The organism is Streptomyces sp. NPDC023723 (genome assembly GCF_040639815.1).
Classification (GTDB): Bacteria; Actinomycetota; Actinomycetes; order Streptomycetales; family Streptomycetaceae; genus Streptomyces.
Window position 1 is genome coordinate 12,960 of record NZ_JBFAAP010000018.1, and the last position, 18,078, is coordinate 31,037.

Consider the following 18,078-nt stretch of genomic DNA (forward strand, 5'->3'; position numbering starts at 1 on the left):
CGGCATGATCCGTATCAAGGCTGGGCTGCCCCGCAGGGTGCTCACGCTGGGGCTGCCCACCACGTGGGGGGCCGGCGCCGTCACGTACAAGCTGGCCTGTCCGCTCGCCCAGCAGGACGGGCTGGGCGCCCGGCTCGTCTCCAGTGCCGTGTTCTTCGCCGTCGGCACCGGCATCGTCCTGCAGGTGCGGCGCACCCTGCTGCGCGAGTTGCGGCAGGCCCGCCGGATCGCGCGGGCCTGCCAGAGCGCGCTGCTGCGCCCGCTGCCGCCGAGCGTCGGCGGACTCGACGTCGCCGCCGCCCAGCTCTCCGCCGACCGGGGCGCCGTCATCGGCGGTGACCTGTACGAGGTGGTCGGCACCGAGCACGGGGTGCGGGTGGTGATGGGGGACGCCCGGGGGCACGGTCTGGCCGCGGTGGGAACGGCCGCCGCCGTGCTGGGCAGTTTCCGCGAGGCGGCGTACGACGGGGGCGACCTCGGCGACGTGCTGCGCCGTCTGGACCGCGCCCTCGCCCGGCAGCTGTGCGAGCGGGCCGACGACGGCACGGCGGGCGAGGAGTTCGTCACCGTGCTGCTGCTGGAGATCGGGCCGGACGGCGCGGTGCGGGCGCTGAACTGCGGCCACCCATGGCCGTATCTGATCACCGGCACCGAGGTCGAGCCGCTGGCCCGGGCCGATCCGCTGCCGCCGCTCGGTCTCTTCCCGCTCCCCGACGAACTGCCGGTACAACGGTACGGGCGGCTGGCGCCGGGCCAGGCGCTGCTGCTGTACACGGACGGCGCCGAGGACGCCCGGGACGGCCGCGGCCGGTTCTTCCCGCTGCGCCAGACGCTGGCCGGGGCGGTGCGGGAGCAGCCGCTGTGCCCCCGGGCGGTACTGCGCCGGGTGCTCACCGCGCTGCTGCGCCACACCCACGGCGGCCCGTCCGACGACGTGGCCCTGCTGATGCTGCACCACGACCGCGCCCGCTGCCACGACGACGTACCCCTGACCCGGCATGGCGCCGACTCGCTCTCCTGAGCCGGCGCCCGCCGCCCGCCCCGCCACGGAATGTCGGGCAGACGGCCGGGCGGACGGCGCGGCAACGGGCCGCCGCACTGTACGAGGGGGAGCCGGCGGCCCGACCGGCCTCTGTTACGAGGCAATTCAGTCAAGCCGGTTGACACGCTGCGCGACAGCGCGCACACGGTACGGAATCGCGCACTCGTTTCACACCCCGTGTGAAGACACACCCACTAATCTCTACGGCACCGAGCCTTCCGGGGGCATCCCATGCAGCCCAACACTCTGCTCGACGCGATCCTGGACGAGGCGGGAATCTCGCACGCCGGCCTGGCCGCGCACGTCAACCAGGCCGGACGGGGCCGAGGACTCGCCCTCCGCTACGAACACACCGCCGTCGCGCGGTGGCTGAAGGGGCAGCGCCCGCGCGGCCAGGTGCCCGACCTGATCTGCGAGGTGCTGGCCGGCCGGCTGCGCCGGCCGGTCACCCTCGACGACATCGGCCTCGGCGTGCCCGGCGAGCCGGCCGCCCCGCACGCCGGCTCGCTGTCCGGGTTCGTCGAGCGCGCCACCGCGCTGTGGCGCTCCGACCAGCAGCAGCGCCCGCACCTGCTCGGTGCGCCCGCGCTCACCGGCACCCCCGCGGTGATGCCGGTGTGGGAGTGGGAGAACCCGCCCGAGGACGTCGACGTCTCGCGCGGCGGCCGGCATCCGGTCACCCCCGCCGACCTGGACATGCTCCGCTCGGCCCGGGCGCACTACGAGCAGATGTACCGCAAGGCCGGCGGGGTGGCGACCAGGGCCCGGATCGTCGGCTTCCTCAACGCCGAGGCGGCCCCGCTGCTGCGCGGCAGCTACACCGACGCCACCGGCCGCCAACTGCACCGCGCCACCGGCGGCCTGGTCGCGGTGGCCGGCATCTGCGCCTACGACTCCGACGCGCACGGCCTGGCGCAGCGCTACTTCCACCAGGCGCTGCGGCTCGCCAAGGCCAGCGGTGACCGGGGCCTCGGCGCCTATGTCATCGCGCTCCTGGTCAACCAGGCGCTGTACCTGCGGGAGTACCGCCAGGCCGTCGCCTTCGCCGAGGCCGCGCTGCGCACCGCCGGCCGGCACATCACCCCGGCGCTCGCCTCCGACCTGTACGCGATGCAGGCCAAGGCGTACGCGCACCTCGGCGACGGCACCAGCGCGCTGTCCTGCATCCGGCGGGCCGAGCAGGCCGCCGACCGCATCCGGCGCGGCCACGAGCCCGACGAGACCGGCTATGTGCAGCCCGGGCTGGTCAATGTGCAGGTGGCCGAGGCGCTGCTCAGCCTCGGTGAGGTGGCGGCCGCCGCCGAGCACGCCGCGGCGGCCGTCGACACCCCCGCGCACGACCGGGGCCGGGTGCACCGGCTGGCCATGCTCAGCACCATCGAACTGCGGCAGGGCCACGCGGACAAGGCCGTGGTGACGGCGGTGCAGATGACCGAGCAGGCCCGGGGCATGGAGTCCCAGCGGCTGCGGGACAGACTTCGGGCGGTCCGTGAGCACCTGGTGCGCAGCGGCTGCGCGGGCACCAGCGAGGCGGCCGAACTCATCGCCGGGGCACTGCGCGTACCGCTGTGATCCCCTGAGCCGCCACCACGCGCCTGCTGCGGACAGCTCCGGCTGCGATATTGCCACCTACTCAACGAAAGGTGGCATAACCGTGCAGTGGGCGAAACATTACGAGCAGATTGTGTACTCGAATCGCTGGTTCAGCGTCAATCTCGCCGACGTCGAACTCCCGGACGGCAGGCACCTCGACCACTTCCTCATCCGGATGCGTCCGGTGGCCGTGGCCACGGTGGTCAACGAGGCCAACGAGGTGCTGCTGCTGTGGCGGCACCGCTTCATCACCGACAGCTGGGGCTGGGAACTGGCGGCCGGTGTGGTCGAGGACGGCGAGGACCTCGTGGTCGCGGCGGCCCGGGAGCTGGAGGAGGAGACCGGCTGGCGGCCGGGACCCCTCAGGCACCTGATGAGCGTGGAGCCGTCCAACGGCCTCACCGACGCCCGGCACCACATCTACTGGGCCGACGAGGGCGAGTACGTCGGGCACCCGGTGGACGACTTCGAGTCCGACCGCAGGGAATGGGTGTCCCTCAAACTCGTCCCCGACATGGTCGCGCGCGGGGAGGTGCCGGCCGCCAACATGGCGGCCGCGTTATTACTGCTGCACCACCTCAGGCTCGGGCAGGACGCCATGCCCTGACCCCCCCTGTGGCTCCGCTCCTTCGGCCGTCAGCGGCCGAACGCCTGCCACACCGCCACGATGAGCGCGCCCACGGCCGTGATCGCCGCGATCGAGGGCAGCGGCCAGCGGGCATGTTCCAGGGAGGTGATGCGGGTGTTCAGTTCGTCCAGCGTCTTGGCGGTCTCCTCGGTGCGATGGTTGAGCAGCGTCAGTCCGCCCTCGACGCGGGCGTAGGCGACGTCGAGCCGGCGCCGGACATCGGCCAGTTCGCCGTTCACGACGGTCTGCTCGGGATCGACGGTCACGAATCCGCTCCCTTTCCGTAATCGGATGAGCGCGCAGTACAGCCCTTGCATGCGCATGAAGAGTCAACTCGCCTGGTGGACGCAGGGGGAGAGTGTGCGGGGGGCATATGCGAGCCCGGCGCGCACACGGAGTGTGAAAGCGGTGGGCCCGGCACCCCTGACGGGTGCCGGGCCCACGTGCGAAGGAACGGGGGTCAGGCGTAGGTGTAGAAGCCCGAGCCGCTCTTGCGGCCGAGCCGCCCCGCGTCGACCATCCGCTGGAGCAGCGGGGGAGCGGCGTACAGCGGTTCCTTGTACTCCTCGTACATCGAGTACGCGACCGAGGCGACCGTGTCGAGGCCGATCAGGTCGGTCAGCCGCAGCGGGCCCATCGGGTGGGCGCAGCCCAGCTCCATGCCGTTGTCGATGTCCTCGCGGCTGGCGATGCCCGACTCGAACATCCGGATCGCGGACAGCAGGTACGGGATCAGCAGCGCGTTGACCACGAACCCGGAGCGGTCCTGGGCCCGGATCGAGTGCTTGCCGAGCACCTTCTCGGTGAACAGCTGGGCCCGGCTGAGGGTGCCCTCGGAAGTGGTCAGCGCCGGGATCAGCTCGACGAGCTGCTGCACCGGGGCCGGGTTGAAGAAGTGGATGCCGATCACGTGGTCGGGACGCGAGGTGGCGACCGCCAGACGGACCAGCGGGATGGAGGAGGTGTTGGAGGCGAGGATCGCGTCCGGGCGGGTCACGACCTGGTCGAGGACCTGGAAGATCTCCGTCTTGACCTGCTCGTTCTCAACGACGGCCTCGATCACCAGATCGCGGTCGGCGAACTCGCCGAGGTCGGTGGTGAAGCCGAGCCGGGCCTGGGCGGCCGCACGCTCGTCCTCGGTGATCTTCCCCCGCTCGGCGGCCTTGTCCAGCGAGTTGAACAGCCGGGTGCGGCCTATCTCCAGGGCCTCTCCGGTGGTCTCGGCGACCATCACCTCCAGGCCGGCGCGGGCGCACACCTCGGCGATGCCCGCACCCATCTGACCGCAGCCGACCACGCCGACGCGCGCGATATCTCCCGAGAAGACGGTCACATCGTCCCTTTCGCTGTCCTACGGCACCGGCAGCCCGCCGGGGGCTCCGGCGTCTGCTCCGATCGTGCACGTTACCCTCGCCATGACGTCGATCGGTCCTCCGGGTCGGGCATGCTGTGCCCCTGGGACGATCCGTGACCGAGCGGATCCGGAGCGTTTTGGGGTCTTCATGAGTCTTCCCATGCGCCGGCTGTCACGCCGGGCATTCGCGGTGGCCGCCGTGTCGGCGCTCGCGATGGCACCGCGGGCCTCGTCGGCACCGGGCAGCCGGGGCGCCGGTACGGCGGCCGGCGTGGCCGGGGCCGGTGGCGGCGCCGCCGGCAGCACCACGATGCGCGGCATGTGGCTGGCGACCGTGGCCAACCGGGACTGGCCGTCGCGGCCGGGGCTGCCCGCCGCCGACCAGCGCCGGGACCTGGTCAAGTACCTCGACACGGCGGTGAAGTACGGCCTGAACACGGTCTTCTTCCAGGTGCGTCCCGCCGCCGACGCGCTGTGGCCGTCCGCGCACGAGCCGTGGTCGGAGTGTCTGACCGGGGTGCAGGGCCGCGACCCCGGCTGGGACCCGCTGGGCACCGCCGTGACGGAGGCGCACGCGCGCGGCCTGGAACTGCACGCCTGGTTCAACCCCTACCGGGTCGCCAACCACACCGACCGGTCCAGGCTGGCCGCCGCCCACCCCGCCCGCAAGCACCCCGGCTGGGTGGTGCCGTACGGCGGGAAGCTCTACTACAACCCCGGGCTGCCCGAGGTGCGCGCCTTCGTGCAGGAGGCGATGTTCGACGCGGTGCGCAAGTACCCGGTGGACGGCGTCCACTTCGACGACTACTTCTACCCGTACCCGGTGGCCGGGCAGAGCTTCGACGACGCGGGCGCCTACGGCACCTTCGGCGGCGGCTTCGAGAGCAGGGCCGCGTGGCGGCGGGACAACATCGACCGGCTGGTGCGGGAGACGGCGGCCCGGGTCAAGGAGGTGCGCCCGGCCGCCCGGTTCGGGGTCAGCCCCTTCGGGGTGTGGCGCAACGCCACCACCGACTCGCGCGGCTCGCAGACCCAGGGCGGCGTCCAGACCTACGACGACCTGTACGCCGACACCCGCAAGTGGGTCCAGCAGGGCTGGATCGACTACATCGTGCCGCAGCTGTACTGGCACATCGGCATGGCCGCCGCCGACTACGCCGAGCTGCTGTCCTGGTGGTCGAGGGTGGCCGAGGGCAGCCGCACCGAGCTGTACATCGGCGAGGCGCTGTACAAGGCCGGCGACACGGCCCAGCCCGCCGCCTGGCAGAAGACGAACGAGCTGTCCCGGCACCTGACGCTGGCCCAGGACCATCCGCAGGTGCGCGGGCACGTCTTCTTCGGCGCCCGGGACGTCGCGGCCAACCCGATCGGCGCGATGGCGCGGGTGGCCGCCGACCACTACGGCAAGACGGCCCGCGCCACCCGCTGACCGCCACTACGGGCAGCCGCGGCCCCGGGCCGGGGTTTCTACAGCTGGGTCTCCGGGTGCCGGATCTCGGTGTCCGGGCCGGGTGAGCACACGGCCTCGTGCCCGTCCTCGAACCGGACCCGGTACGGGGGGCTGCCCGCCCGGCCCAGCACCTCGACGATCTCGGCCTTCTTGTCCTGCTGTCCGACCACCCTGCCGTGCTGCACAAGCTGGTCACCAACGGTCGCACGCATCGGCGGGACCTCCTCACCGTCGCGGAGCAGCGGTCCGTGCTGTCGAGTCTACGGCGACCGGGCCCGGGCCGGGACCCGGCCGCAGGCCGGTCAGCCGCGGGCCCGCTGGGTGACCGCGATGCACACCAGCACCGCGACGGCCGTGACCGGCGCGGCCACCGGCAGGTGCTCGCCGAGCAGCAGCACCGACCAGACCAGCGTCAGCAGCGGCTGGGCCAGCTGCAACTGGCTGGCCTTGGGAATGCCGATGGCGGCCATGCCCCGGTACCAGACGACCAGCCCGAGGAACTGCGAGCCCACCGCGACCCACAGCAGCCCGGTCACACTGTGCGCGGTCAGGTGCACCGGCTCCAGGGCCAGCGCCACCGCCGTGACCGGCACCGTCAGCGGCAGGCACAGCACCAGCGCCCAGCCGATCACGTGCCAGCCCGGCATCACCCGGGCCAGCCGGCCGCCCTCGGTGTACCCGGCCGCGCACACCAGCAGCGCCGCGAACAGGTAGGCGTCGGCCGCCGTCAGCGCCCCGCCGCTCTGCTGCACGGTGAAGGCGACCACCGCCGCCGCGCCCGCCAGCGCCGCCGTCCAGAACGTGCGCGAGGGGCGGGTGCCCATCCGCAGCGCGGACAGCAGGGCGGTGGTCAGCGGCAGCAGGCCGACGACGACGGCGGCGTGCGCGGTGGTCGAGGTCTGGAGCGCGAGCGTGGTCAGCAGCGGGAAGCCGAGCACCACGCCCGCGCCGACCACCGCGAGACCGGCCCGGTGCCGCCGGTCCGGCAGCGGTACCCGCAGGAGCAGCAGGCAACTGCCCGCGATCACGGCCGCCAGGACACTGCGCACCGCGACCAGGGACCAGGGACCGAAGCCCTCCAGGCCCCAGGCGGTGGCCGGGAAGGTGAGGGAGAAGGCGACGACGCCGAGCGCGGCCTGCAAGGTGCCCGCTCGCGCGGAGTCCTTGGCCGGACTCCCGACCGCTATCGCCGCGCCATCGATAGCGCTACTCTGTGCTCTCATGCATGAGCGTAGCAGTGTGGAAGAACTGGCGAATCTGCTGCGCCAGGACCTGAACCGCTACTCACCTGGTGGAAAGCTGCCGTCGAGCCGGGCCCTGGTCGACCGGTTCCGGGTGAGCCCGGTGACCGTCTCCCGGGCGCTGGCGCGGCTCGCCGCCGAGGGACTGGTGGTGACCCGGCCCGGCGCCGGCGCCTTCCGGGCCGAGCCGCGCACCCCGGCGCCGGCCGCCGGGGACACCTCCTGGCAGGAGGTCGCGCTCAGCGCGGACGCGTCCACCGACCTGGTACCGCGCTCGGTGGACGCGTCCGGCGTGCTGGCGTCGCTGACCGCGCCGCCGCCCGGTGTCATCGAGTTCAACGGCGGCTATCTGCACCCCTCGCTCCAGCCGGAACGGGCACTGGCCGCCGCGCTGTCCCGGGCCGGCCGGCGGCCCGGCGCCTGGGGCCGGCCACCGATGGAGGGGCTGTGGGAACTGCGCGAGTGGTTCGCGCGCGCCATCGGCGGACCCGGCGGAAGTGTCACCGCCGCCGGGATACTCGTCACCGCCGGCGGCCAGTCCGCGCTGACCACGGCGCTGCGCGCGCTCGCCCCGCCCGGCGCGCCGGTCCTCGTCGAGTCGCCCACCTACCCCGGCATGCTGGCCATCGCCCGCTCCGCCGGACTGCGCCCGGTCCCGGTCCCGGTGGACGCCGGCGGAGTCCGCCCGGCGCTGCTCGCCGACGCCTTCAAGGCCAGCGGCGCCCGGGTCCTCGTCTGCCAGCCGCTGTTCCAGAACCCGACCGGCGCGGTGCTCGCCGCCGACCGGCGCGCCGAGGTGCTGCGCATCGCCCGGCAGGCCGGCGCGTTCGTCGTCGAGGACGACTTCGTCCGGCGGCTGGTGCACGAGGACGCCGGGCCGCTGCCGCCGCCGCTGGCCGCCGACGACCCGGACGGCGTGGTCGTGCACGTCTGCTCGCTGACCAAGGCGGCCTCGCCCAGCTTCCGGGTGAGCGCGCTGGCCGCCCGCGGCCCCGTCCTGGAGCGGCTGCGCGCCATCCAGGTCGTCGACAGCTTCTTCGTCCCGCGCCCGCTCCAGGAAGCGGCGCTGGAACTGGTCGGCTCGCCCGCCTGGACCCGCCATCTGCGGGCGGTCTCGGCCGAGTTGCGCACCCGCCGGGACACCATGACCACGGCCCTGCGCCGGCACCTGCCCGAACTCGCCCTGCCGCACGTCCCGTCCGGCGGCTACCACCTCTGGCTCCGCCTCCCCGACGGCATGTCGGAGGCCGCGCTGACCACCGCCGCCCTGCGCGCGGGCGTCGCGGTCACTCCCGGCCGCCCGTACTTCAGCGCCGAGCCGTCGGCCGGGCACATCCGGCTGAGCTTCGCGGCGGTGGCCGGACCGGGCGAGCTCACGGAAGGGGTACGGCGCCTGCGCGCGGCCTGCGACGAGGTGCGCTGACCTCAGGGCCGCCGGACCAGCGCGCAGCTGAAGTCGGCGGTGTTCAGGAGTTCCGGTGTCATGCGGATGCCCGTGACCCGATGGGCCAGCGCGAAGACGGCCTCGGTGTGCCCGGTGGCCTCGTCGTCCTCGTCGCTGTCCAGGACGAAGCCCGACTCCCGCATCTCGGTGAGCAGCCCGTCGGGACGGCTGCCGTCGCGGTCGTCCGGGAAGAGCGGCTCGAAGTGCACCTGTATGCGGCCGTCCTCGAGCCAGTAGAAGTGGTCGACCGCGTTGATGTTGCGGAAGTGGGCGACCACGGTGCGAGAGCGCGAGACGGGGAGCATCACCGAAGGCGTCACGCCCACATAGCCGTTGATCTCCGCCATCAGCGTCCAGTCGCCGAGGGGCGCGGCGGCGACCAGCAGCCGTGTGCCGCCGTGCTCCTGCCACGCGTCGAAGGAGGGCCGCTCCAGGCCCGGCACACCGGTCACCCGCCGGGTGGCCGCGGCGCCCAGTTCCGCGAGCAGGGTCTCCGGGGTGATGTCCCGGACCAGCGTGAGGCAGTACGCCTCCGTCAGGAACGCGTACTCGTCCTCGAGCCAGGCGTAGTCGGCCGCGGTGGTCATAGCAGTCATGACGGCAGCATGGCAGCCACCACTGACAACACCCCGCGGCGAACACTCCCGCGACGAACGCCCAGCCGAAAACCGGTCGACGCGTCCGCCCACGGATTGCCACCCTCCTGCCATGACCGACACGCCGCCCCTTCCCGAGGGCTACGAGATCTCCACCGACCCCGCCCGCCTCGACGCCGACCGCGTGCACCACTGGCTGGCCACCGACACCTACTGGGCCACCGGACGCCCCCGCGACAAGCACGACCGGGCGATCGCCGGGTCACTCAACTTCGGGGTGTACGAGGCGGTGACGGGCGAGCAGGTGGCGTACGCCCGGGTGGTCACCGACCGGGCGACCTTCGCGTACCTGTGCGACGTGTACGTGGGCCCGTCGGCACGCGGCAAAGGCATCGGTACGGCGCTGGCCGCAGCGGTCCGCGAGCACCTGCGGCCGTACGGGCTGCGGCGGATCATCCTCGCCACCCGGGACGCGCACGGCGTGTACGCCAAGCTCGGCTTCGCGCCGCTGGAGCGGCCCGCGGAGTGGATGCTGCTCGCCTACGGCCAATGAGCCGCCGGTGCGCCCCCAGTGAGCCGTCGGTGAGCCCCGGCACACCCAGGGTGAACTCCGGCGCACCCACGGTGAACCCCGGGTAACACCCCTTGCCGCGGGCACTTTCCGGGATGACGATCGGCGCATGTCGCTTCGCGTCACGTTCGTCGCGGCGGCCGGCGCCGCGTCCCCGTTCGTGGAGCGGTTCGGCGACGACCAGCCGCTGGACCGGGACGGCTGGCAGCAGGTGCAGCGGGCCGCCGCCGGCCTGCTGCCGCTCGCGGCGTGCGAACTGCGCTACTGCTCGCCGGCTCCCCGCAGCCGGACCACCGGCGACGGACTCGGCTACGCCCCGCTCGTCCAACTCGCGCTGCGGGACTGCGACATGGGCCGCTGGCACGGGCTGACCCTGGGCGAGGCGATGGCCCGGGAGCCGCAGGCGGTGGACGCCTGGCTGACCGACGCCCGGGCCGCCCCGCACGGCGGGGAGTCGCTGCTCGGCTTCATCGGCCGGGTCGGCGGCTGGCTCGACACCCGGCCCGCCCAGGACGGCGACCGCGTCGTCGCGGTGGCCGAGCCGTCCGTGATCCGCGCCGCCCTGGTGTACGCCCTGGGCGCGCCGCCCGCGACGTACTGGAACCTCGACGTGCAGCCACTGGCGACGACCGCCCTCACCGGGAGCGCGGGCCGCTGGGCGCTGCGGTTCGACGGGGGACTCTAGACGTCCGCCCGCTCGTAGTCCGTGGTCAGCAGCAGGTCCTTGGCCGGGCCGCCCACCCGCCACACCGTGCGCCAGTGGTCCCGGTCCCGGACGGTGAACTCGCCGCGGTACAGGTCGGCCGCGCAGGGATGGTCGGCGACGTACCGGCCGGTGGTCAGGTCCAGGTCGTGGAAGGGGCGGCCGTCGGCGAAGCGCACGTCCGCCGTGCCCGGTGCGGCGCCCGGCAGGAACCGCAGCGTCCGCTCGGCCGGCCGGGTCACGCCCTGCCAGGTGAACCCGCCCGACTCCAGGTGCAGCAGACCGTCGCCGTCCGCCGCCGGCCGGAAGACCGTGGTGCCCTCGAACCGCCCCGCGTCACCGCCCGCGAGATCCCGCACCGACCGCCGCACCCGCCAACTCCCGGCCAGATGGGCCAGTACATCGGGTACTGGCCAGAACTCGCCCATCACTCCGCTCCCTCCGCCCCGCCCGCCCTTGCGCGACCCATTGACGCTCCAGGGTCCCCTCCCTATCTTGCCGTTCGAAGTCCTGGTCAAAGTCCGATATTTCGAACAAGACTGGACCCGGTCCAGTCGGAGCCGCGGAGTATCCATGTCACGATCCCTGTCGCGCCCGCGCCGCCGCCGTCTCAGACTCGGTCTGACGGCGACGGCCCTGCTGATCGCCACCGTCCTGATCCCGGTCCCCGCGCACGCCGAGGCGGTCACCGACTACGCGATCACCGTCGACCCCTCGGCCGCGGGCGCCGCGATCGACGACACGATGTACGGCGTCTTCTTCGAGGACATCAACCGCGCGGCCGACGGCGGTCTCTACGCCGAACTGGTGCAGAACCGGTCCTTCGAGTACTCCACCGCAGACAACGCCTCCTACACCCCGCTGACCTCGTGGGCGGCGGACGGCACCGCCGAGGTCGTGGACGACGGCGGGCGGCTCAACGAGCGCAACCGCAACTACCTGAGGCTAAGCGCCGGTTCGTCCGTCAGCAACGCCGGCTACAACACCGGCGTCCGCGTCGAGCGGGGCGAGAAGTACGACTTCTCGGTGTGGGCCCGCGCCGGGTCCGGCACCACCCTCACCGTCGGCCTCGCGGACGCCGCGGGCGCCCTCGCGAGGGCCCGCCAGGTCGCCGCGAAGGGCGGCTGGCGCAAGTACACCGCCACCTTCACCGCGACCCGTACCAGCGACCGCGGCCGGCTCGCGGTCGCCTCCTCCGCGTCCGCCGCCCTCGACATGGTCTCGCTCTTCCCGCGCGACACCTACCGGAACGAGCCCAACGGCCTGCGCGAGGACCTCGCCGAGAAGATCGAGGCCCTGAACCCCGGCTTCGTCCGCTTCCCCGGCGGCTGCCTGGTCAACACCGGCTCGATGGCGGACTACAGCGCGGCCTCCGGCTACCAGCGCAAGCGCGCCTACCAGTGGAAGGACACCGTCGGCCCGGTCGAGGGACGCGCCACCAACGCCAACTTCTGGGGCTACAACCAGAGCTACGGCCTCGGCTACTACGAGTACTTCCGCTTCGCCGAGGACATCGGCGCCATGCCGCTGCCGGTCGTCCCCGCCCTGGTCACCGGCTGCGGCCAGAACCAGGCCGTCGACGACGAGGCGCTGCTGAAGCGGCACATCCAGGACACCCTGGACCTCATCGAGTTCGCCAACGGCCCGGCCACCTCCGCCTGGGGCAGGCTCCGCGCCGAAATGGGCCACCGGGCGCCCTTCGGGCTGACCCACCTCGCGGTCGGCAACGAGGAGAACCTGCCCGAGGCGTACTACGCCCGGTTCGAGCGGTTCCGCGCCGCCATCGAGGCGAAGTACCCGGACGTCACCGTCATCTCCAACTCCGGGCCCGACGACTCCGGCACCACCTTCGACACCGCCTGGAGACTCAACCGCGAGGGCGGCGTCGACCTGGTCGACGAGCACTACTACAACAGCCCGCGGTGGTTCCTCCAGAACAACGACCGCTACGACAGCTACGACCGCAGCGGCCCCAAGGTCTTCCTCGGCGAGTACGCCTCCCAGGGCAACGCCTGGCGGAACGCCCTCTCCGAGGCCGCCTACATGACCGGCCTGGAACGCAACGCGGACATCGTGAAACTCGCCTCCTACGCCCCGCTGCTCGCCAACGAGGACTACGTGCAGTGGCGCCCGGACCTGATCTGGTTCAACAACCGGGCGTCCTGGAACTCGGCCAACTACGAGGTCCAGCGGCTCTTCATGAACAACACCGGCGACCGCGTCGTCCCCTCGGCGGCCACCACGACCCCCGACGTCAGCGGCCCCATCACCGGCGCGGTCGGGCTGTCGACATGGGCGACCAGCGCCGCGTACGACGACGTGTCGGTCACCTCGGCGGACGGTGCGACCCTGCTGAGCGACGACTTCTCCGGTGACCCGTCGCAGTGGACCGGTTCCGGCACCGGAAGCTGGAGCGTCCAGGACGGCCAGTACGTGCAGAGCGACGAGGCCGCCGAGAACACCCTGGTCACGGCGGGCGACCCGGCCTGGCAGAACTACGACCTGCGGGTGCGGGCCACCAAGAAGTCCGGCAAGGAGGGCTTCCTGGTCGCCTTCGGCGTCAAGGACACCGGCAACTACTACTGGTGGAACCTGGGCGGCTGGAACAACACCCAGTCCGCCGTCGAGCAGGCCGTCGACGGCGGCAAGTCCACGCTGATCAGCAAGGCCGGATCGGTGGAGACCGGCCGGGCGTACGACATCCACATCAAGGTCCGGGGCCGCCAGGTCACCCTCTACCTCGACGGCGCGGAATGGGGCTCCTTCACCGACGACAAGCCGGCCGAGCCGTTCCGCCACGTCGTCACCGAGGACGAGCGGACCGGCGACCTGATCGTCAAGGTCGTCAACGCCCAGGACGCCGCCGCCCGCACCGCGGTCGACCTCGGCGGCGCCAAGGTCGCCGCCCGGGCCCGGGTCACCACCCTGGCCGCCGGCCAGGACGCGGTGAACACCGAGACGGACGCCCCGGTCACGCCGGTGACGTCGACCTTCGCCGGGGCCGCGGCGAAGTTCACGTACACCTTCCCGGCCAACTCGGTCACCTTCCTGCGGATCAGGCAGCGGTGACCTGCCTCTCCTCCAGGTGGTACGGACGGTACGGCGTTGCATAAACGTGCAGCGAAACGTATAGTCATGCCATCTGGAGGAGGGTGTTCCCATGGTGGTACGTGCGGCGGTGGCCGGAGCGAGCGGATACGCGGGCGGAGAGCTGCTGCGGCTGCTCCTGGCCCATCCGGAGATCGAGATCGGCGCCCTGACCGGCAACTCCAACGCCGGACAGCGCCTCGGCGCGCTCCAGCCGCACCTGCTGCCGCTGGCCGGCCGGGTGCTGGAGCCGACGACGCCCGAGGTGCTCGCCGGACACGACGTGGTCTTCCTCGCACTGCCGCACGGGCAGTCCGCCGCCGTCGCCGAGCAGCTCGGCCCGGACGTGCTCGTGGTCGACATGGGCGCCGACTTCCGGCTGAAGGACGCCGCCGACTGGGTGGCGTTCTACGGCTCCCCGCACGCCGGCACCTGGCCCTACGGCCTGCCCGAACTGCCGGGTGCCCGCGCGGCGCTGGAGGGGTCCAAGCGCATCGCGGTACCCGGTTGCTACCCGACGGCCGTCTCCCTCGCCCTGTTCCCGGCGTACACGGCCGCGCTCGCCGAGCCCGAGGCGGTGATCGTCGCCTCCTCCGGCACCTCCGGCGCCGGCAAGGCGCCCAAGCCGCACCTGCTGGGCAGCGAGGTCATGGGCTCGATGTCGCCGTACGGGGTCGGCGGCGTGCACCGGCACACCCCGGAGATGATCCAGAACCTGAGCGCCGCGGCCGGCGAGCGGGTCTCCGTCTCCTTCACGCCGACGCTGGCGCCGATGCCGCGCGGCATCCTCGCCACGTGCAGCGCCAAGGCGAAGCCCGGGGTGAGCGCGGAGTCCGTCCGCGCCGCCTACGAGAAGGCGTACGCCGACGAGCCCTTCGTCCACCTGCTGCCCGCGGGACAGTGGCCCGCGACCGCGTCCGTCCACGGTTCGAACGCCGTTCAGGTGCAGGTCGCGTACGACGCCGCCGCGGGCCGCATCATCGCGATCAGCGCCATCGACAACCTGGCCAAGGGCACCGCGGGCGGTGCCGTCCAGAGCATGAACCTCGCCCTGGGTCTCGACGAGACCACGGGACTGACGACGATCGGAGTCGCGCCGTGAGTGTGACGGCAGCCAAGGGATTCACGGCGGCGGGCATCTCCGCCGGGATCAAGGAGAACGGCAACCCGGACCTGGCCCTCGTGGTCAACACCGGCCCGCGCCGCGCCGCCGCGGGTGTCTTCACCGCCAACCGCGTCAAGGCCGCCCCGGTCCTGTGGTCCGAGCAGGTGCTGAAGACCGGCGAGCTGACCGCCGTCGTCCTCAACTCCGGGGGCGCCAACGCCTGCACCGGACCCAAGGGCTTCCAGGACACGCACGCCACCGCCGAGAAGGCGGCCGAGGTGCTCGGCGGGATCGGCGCCGGCGAGGTGGCCGTCTGCTCCACCGGTCTGATCGGCGTGCTGCTCCCGATGGACAAGCTGCTGCCGGGCGTCGAGAGCGCCGCCGCCCAGCTCTCCGAGCACGGCGGCGAGAAGGCCGCCATCGCCATCAAGACCACCGACACCGTGCACAAGACGTCGGTCGTCACGCGCGACGGCTGGACCGTCGGCGGCATGGCCAAGGGCGCCGGCATGCTCGCCCCGGGCCTGGCCACCATGCTCGTGGTCCTCACCACCGACGCCGACCTGGACGCCGGGACCCTCGACGGGGCGCTGCGCGACGCCACCCGGGTCACCTTCGACCGGGTCGACTCCGACGGCTGCATGTCCACCAACGACACCGTGCTGCTGCTCGCCTCCGGCGCCAGCGGCATCACCCCGGAGTACGCCGCCTTCGCCGAGGCGGTACGGACCGTCTGCGACGACCTCGGGCAGCAGCTCATCCGGGACGCCGAGGGCGCCAGCAAGGACATCAAGGTCGAGGTCGTGAACGCCGCGACCGAGGACGACGCGGTCGAGGTGGGCCGCTCCATCGCCCGCAACAACCTCCTCAAGTGCGCCATCCACGGCGAGGACCCCAACTGGGGCCGGGTGCTCTCCGCGATCGGCACCACCAGCGCCGCCTTCGAGCCGGACGCGCTGAACGTCGCCATCAACGGTGTCTGGGTCTGCAAGGACGGCGGCGTCGGCGAGGACCGCGACACGGTCGACATGCGCTACCGCGAGGTGCACATCGTCGCCGACCTCGCGGCCGGCACCGAGACCGCCACCATCTGGACCAACGACCTCACCGCCGACTACGTCCACGAGAACAGCGCCTACTCGTCATGAGCACTCCCACGCGCAAGCACACCGCGCTCCCCAAGGCCCAGATCCTCATCGAGGCGCTGCCCTGGCTGGTCCGGCACGCCGGCAAGACGGTCGTCATCAAGTTCGGCGGCAACGCCATGATCGACGAGAACCTCAAGGCCGCCTTCGCCCAGGACGTCGTCTTCCTGCGGCACGCCGGCCTCAGGCCCGTCGTCGTGCACGGCGGCGGCCCGCAGATCAGCGCCGCCCTCGACCGGCACGGCATCGTCAGCGAGTTCAAGGCGGGCCTCAGGGTCACCACCGAGGACGCCATGGACGTCGTACGGATGGTGCTGGCCGGGCAGGTGCAGCGGGAACTGGTCGGGCTGCTCAACCGGCACGGCCCGCTCGCCGTCGGCCTCACCGGCGAGGACGCGCACACCATGACGGCCACCAAGCACCAGCCCCGGATCGACGGCGAGCTGATCGACATCGGCCGGGTCGGTGAGATCACCGAGATCGACACCGGCGCGATCGAGGCACTGCTCGCCGACGGCCGCATCCCGGTCGTCTCGTCGATCGCCCGTTCCCAGGACGACCACCATGTCTACAACGTCAATGCTGATACGGCGGCTGCGGCACTCGCTGCGGCGCTGGGCGCCGAGACCCTCATGGTCCTCACCGACGTGGAGGGCCTCTACGAGAACTGGCCGGACTCCGACGAGGTGATCAGCCGCCTCACCGCCTCCCAGCTGGAGAAACTGCTCCCCGAGCTGTCCAGCGGCATGGTGCCGAAGATGGAGGGCTGTCTGCACGCCGTCCGGGGCGGCGTCACCACCGCCCGCGTCATCGACGGCCGGGTCCAGCACTCGATCCTGCTGGAGATCTTCACCGACGAGGGCATCGGCACGATGGTCGTGCCGGACGAGACCGAGGGGGACCAGGCGTGACCGCCAACCAGGACCTGACCACGCGGTGGCAGGGCGCGCTCATGAACAACTACGGCACCCCCCGGCTGCCCTTGGTGCGCGGCGCCGGTGAGCGGCTGTGGGACGCCGACGGCAACGAGTACCTGGACTTCGTCGGCGGCATCGCGGTCAACGCGCTCGGCCACGCCCACCCGGCCGTCGTCGAAGCCGTCAGCGACCAGATCGCCTCGCTGGGCCACGTCTCCAACCTGTTCATGGCCGAGCCGCCCATCGCGCTCGCCGAACGGCTGCTGGAGCACTTCGGCCGGGACGGCAAGGTCTACTTCTGCAACTCCGGCGCCGAGGCCAACGAGGGCGCGTTCAAGATCGGCCGACTGACCGGGCGGTCGCACATGGTGGCCACCGAGGGCGGCTTCCACGGCCGCACCATGGGCGCGCTGGCCCTGACCGGCCAGCCCGGCAAGCAGGAACCTTTCCGTCCGCTGCCCGGCGACGTCACGCACGTCCCGTACGGCGACGCGCAGGCGCTGGCCGCGGCGGTCACCGAGGACACCGCCCTCGTCGTCATCGAGCCGGTCCAGGGCGAGAACGGCGTGGTGGTGCCCCCGGCCGGCTATCTCAAGGCGGCCCGCGCGATCACCGCCGCGACCGGCGCGCTGCTGGTCCTGGACGAGGTGCAGACCGGCGTCGGCCGCACCGGGCACTGGTTCGAGTACCAGGCGCACGAGGGCGTGCTGCCCGACGTCGTCACCCTCGCCAAGGGCCTCGGCGGCGGCCTGCCGCTGGGCGCGACCGTCGCCTTCGGCCGCGCGGCCGACCTGCTCCAGCCCGGCCAGCACGGCACCACCTTCGGCGGCAACCCCGTCGCCTGCGCCGCCGGACTCGCCGTCCTGGACACCATCGCGGCGGACGGGCTGCTGGAGAACGTCAAGCGGCAGAGCGAGCAGCTGCGCGGCGGCGTCGAGGCGCTCGGCCACCCGCTGGTCGACCATGTCCGGGGCGCGGGCCTGCTGCTGGGTATCGTGCTCACCGAGCCGCTGGCGCCGCAGGTGCAGCAGGCGGCTCAGGACGCCGGAATCCTGGTGAACGCGCCCGCACCCGATGTCGTACGGCTGATGCCGCCGCTGAACCTCGGCGACGACGCGGTGGACGCGTTCCTCGGGGCGCTGCCCGGCATCCTGGACGCGGCGGGCGGGAACGGACGAACGGATGGACGATCCGGAGAATGA

At 72.6% G+C, this 18,078-nt stretch carries 18 protein-coding genes; 12 read left to right on the forward strand and 6 right to left on the reverse strand.

Annotated features, from left to right (window positions below; all coding sequences use genetic code 11):
• The first annotated feature begins 4 nt into the window (after window positions 1-4).
• From AB0G32_RS20180 to AB0G32_RS20190, 3 genes are all read left to right on the forward strand, one after another.
• A complete protein-coding gene (locus AB0G32_RS20180; protein WP_361164633.1) occupies window positions 5-1,021 on the forward strand; it encodes a PP2C family protein-serine/threonine phosphatase in 1,017 nt (338 codons plus the stop codon).
• Between the two features lie 252 nt (window positions 1,022-1,273).
• Complete coding sequence (locus AB0G32_RS20185; RefSeq protein ID WP_361164635.1) at window positions 1,274-2,614, forward strand: transcriptional regulator; 1,341 nt, start codon at window positions 1,274-1,276, stop codon at window positions 2,612-2,614.
• An 82-nt stretch (window positions 2,615-2,696) separates the two neighbouring features.
• Window positions 2,697-3,242 (forward strand): NUDIX hydrolase, encoded by a 546-nt coding sequence (locus AB0G32_RS20190; protein ID WP_361164638.1) that lies wholly within the window; start codon window positions 2,697-2,699, stop codon window positions 3,240-3,242.
• Between the two features lie 29 nt (window positions 3,243-3,271).
• Here AB0G32_RS20190 and AB0G32_RS20195 read toward each other — a convergent pair whose 3' ends face one another.
• Together AB0G32_RS20195 and AB0G32_RS20200 are read right to left on the reverse strand one after the other, a co-directional pair.
• On the reverse strand, window positions 3,272-3,529 hold the full coding sequence (locus AB0G32_RS20195; RefSeq protein WP_361164641.1) for a hypothetical protein: 258 nt from the start codon (window positions 3,527-3,529) through the stop codon (window positions 3,272-3,274).
• 194 nt (window positions 3,530-3,723) lie between these two features.
• Window positions 3,724-4,596 carry a 3-hydroxybutyryl-CoA dehydrogenase gene (locus AB0G32_RS20200; RefSeq protein ID WP_361164644.1) on the reverse strand — a complete coding sequence of 291 codons (873 nt, stop codon included), beginning with the start codon at window positions 4,594-4,596 and terminating at the stop codon, window positions 3,724-3,726.
• Window positions 4,597-4,777: 181 nt separating this feature from the next.
• Between AB0G32_RS20200 and AB0G32_RS20205 the strand changes: the two genes are divergently transcribed.
• Window positions 4,778-6,046, forward strand: coding sequence for a family 10 glycosylhydrolase (locus AB0G32_RS20205; RefSeq protein WP_361164648.1), 1,269 nt, complete (start codon window positions 4,778-4,780; stop codon window positions 6,044-6,046).
• Window positions 6,047-6,084: 38 nt separating this feature from the next.
• Here AB0G32_RS20205 and AB0G32_RS20210 read toward each other — a convergent pair whose 3' ends face one another.
• Complete coding sequence (locus tag AB0G32_RS20210; RefSeq protein ID WP_361164651.1) at window positions 6,085-6,279, reverse strand: DUF1918 domain-containing protein; 195 nt, start codon at window positions 6,277-6,279, stop codon at window positions 6,085-6,087.
• A 90-nt stretch (window positions 6,280-6,369) separates the two neighbouring features.
• Complete coding sequence (locus AB0G32_RS20215; RefSeq protein WP_361164654.1) at window positions 6,370-7,290, reverse strand: DMT family transporter; 921 nt, start codon at window positions 7,288-7,290, stop codon at window positions 6,370-6,372.
• Between AB0G32_RS20215 and AB0G32_RS20220 the strand changes: the two genes are divergently transcribed.
• On the forward strand, window positions 7,289-8,731 hold the full coding sequence (locus AB0G32_RS20220; RefSeq protein ID WP_361164657.1) for a PLP-dependent aminotransferase family protein: 1,443 nt from the start codon (window positions 7,289-7,291) through the stop codon (window positions 8,729-8,731). The two genes, AB0G32_RS20215 and AB0G32_RS20220, sit on opposite strands and share 2 nt — an antisense overlap.
• Window positions 8,732-8,733: 2 nt before the next feature.
• On the opposite strand, the gene AB0G32_RS20225 is transcribed toward AB0G32_RS20220, so the two are convergent.
• Window positions 8,734-9,348 carry a DUF6461 domain-containing protein gene (locus AB0G32_RS20225; protein WP_361164660.1) on the reverse strand — a complete coding sequence of 205 codons (615 nt, stop codon included), beginning with the start codon at window positions 9,346-9,348 and terminating at the stop codon, window positions 8,734-8,736.
• 112 nt (window positions 9,349-9,460) lie between these two features.
• Here AB0G32_RS20225 and AB0G32_RS20230 point away from each other — a divergent pair, with 112 nt between their 5' ends.
• Both AB0G32_RS20230 and AB0G32_RS20235 read left to right on the forward strand, forming a co-directional pair.
• A complete protein-coding gene (locus AB0G32_RS20230; RefSeq protein ID WP_361164663.1) occupies window positions 9,461-9,901 on the forward strand; it encodes a GNAT family N-acetyltransferase in 441 nt (146 codons plus the stop codon).
• A gap of 127 nt (window positions 9,902-10,028) precedes the next feature.
• Complete coding sequence (locus AB0G32_RS20235) at window positions 10,029-10,604, forward strand: histidine phosphatase family protein (RefSeq protein WP_361164666.1); 576 nt, start codon at window positions 10,029-10,031, stop codon at window positions 10,602-10,604.
• Here AB0G32_RS20235 and AB0G32_RS20240 read toward each other — a convergent pair.
• The gene (locus AB0G32_RS20240; protein WP_361164669.1) at window positions 10,601-11,050 is read right to left on the reverse strand and encodes a DUF6314 family protein; all 450 of its coding nucleotides are present in this window, start codon (window positions 11,048-11,050) and stop codon (window positions 10,601-10,603) included. The two genes, AB0G32_RS20235 and AB0G32_RS20240, sit on opposite strands and share 4 nt — an antisense overlap.
• Window positions 11,051-11,195: 145 nt before the next feature.
• On the opposite strand from AB0G32_RS20240, the gene AB0G32_RS20245 reads away from it, so the two are divergent.
• From AB0G32_RS20245 to AB0G32_RS20265, 5 genes are all read left to right on the forward strand, one after another.
• Complete coding sequence (locus AB0G32_RS20245) at window positions 11,196-13,691, forward strand: alpha-L-arabinofuranosidase C-terminal domain-containing protein (protein WP_361164672.1); 2,496 nt, start codon at window positions 11,196-11,198, stop codon at window positions 13,689-13,691.
• A 91-nt stretch (window positions 13,692-13,782) separates the two neighbouring features.
• Window positions 13,783-14,811, forward strand: a complete 1,029-nt coding sequence (gene argC, locus AB0G32_RS20250; RefSeq protein ID WP_361164675.1) for an N-acetyl-gamma-glutamyl-phosphate reductase — start codon at window positions 13,783-13,785, stop codon at window positions 14,809-14,811.
• Window positions 14,808-15,962, forward strand: a complete 1,155-nt coding sequence (gene argJ, locus AB0G32_RS20255; RefSeq protein ID WP_361164678.1) for a bifunctional glutamate N-acetyltransferase/amino-acid acetyltransferase ArgJ — start codon at window positions 14,808-14,810, stop codon at window positions 15,960-15,962. The genes argC and argJ overlap by 4 nt, the downstream gene beginning before the upstream one ends.
• Window positions 15,959-16,870, forward strand: coding sequence for an acetylglutamate kinase (argB, locus tag AB0G32_RS20260; RefSeq protein ID WP_361164681.1), 912 nt, complete (start codon window positions 15,959-15,961; stop codon window positions 16,868-16,870). The genes argJ and argB overlap by 4 nt, the downstream gene beginning before the upstream one ends.
• Window positions 16,867-18,078 carry an acetylornithine transaminase gene (locus tag AB0G32_RS20265; protein WP_361164684.1) on the forward strand — a complete coding sequence of 404 codons (1,212 nt, stop codon included), beginning with the start codon at window positions 16,867-16,869 and terminating at the stop codon, window positions 18,076-18,078. The genes argB and AB0G32_RS20265 overlap by 4 nt, the downstream gene beginning before the upstream one ends.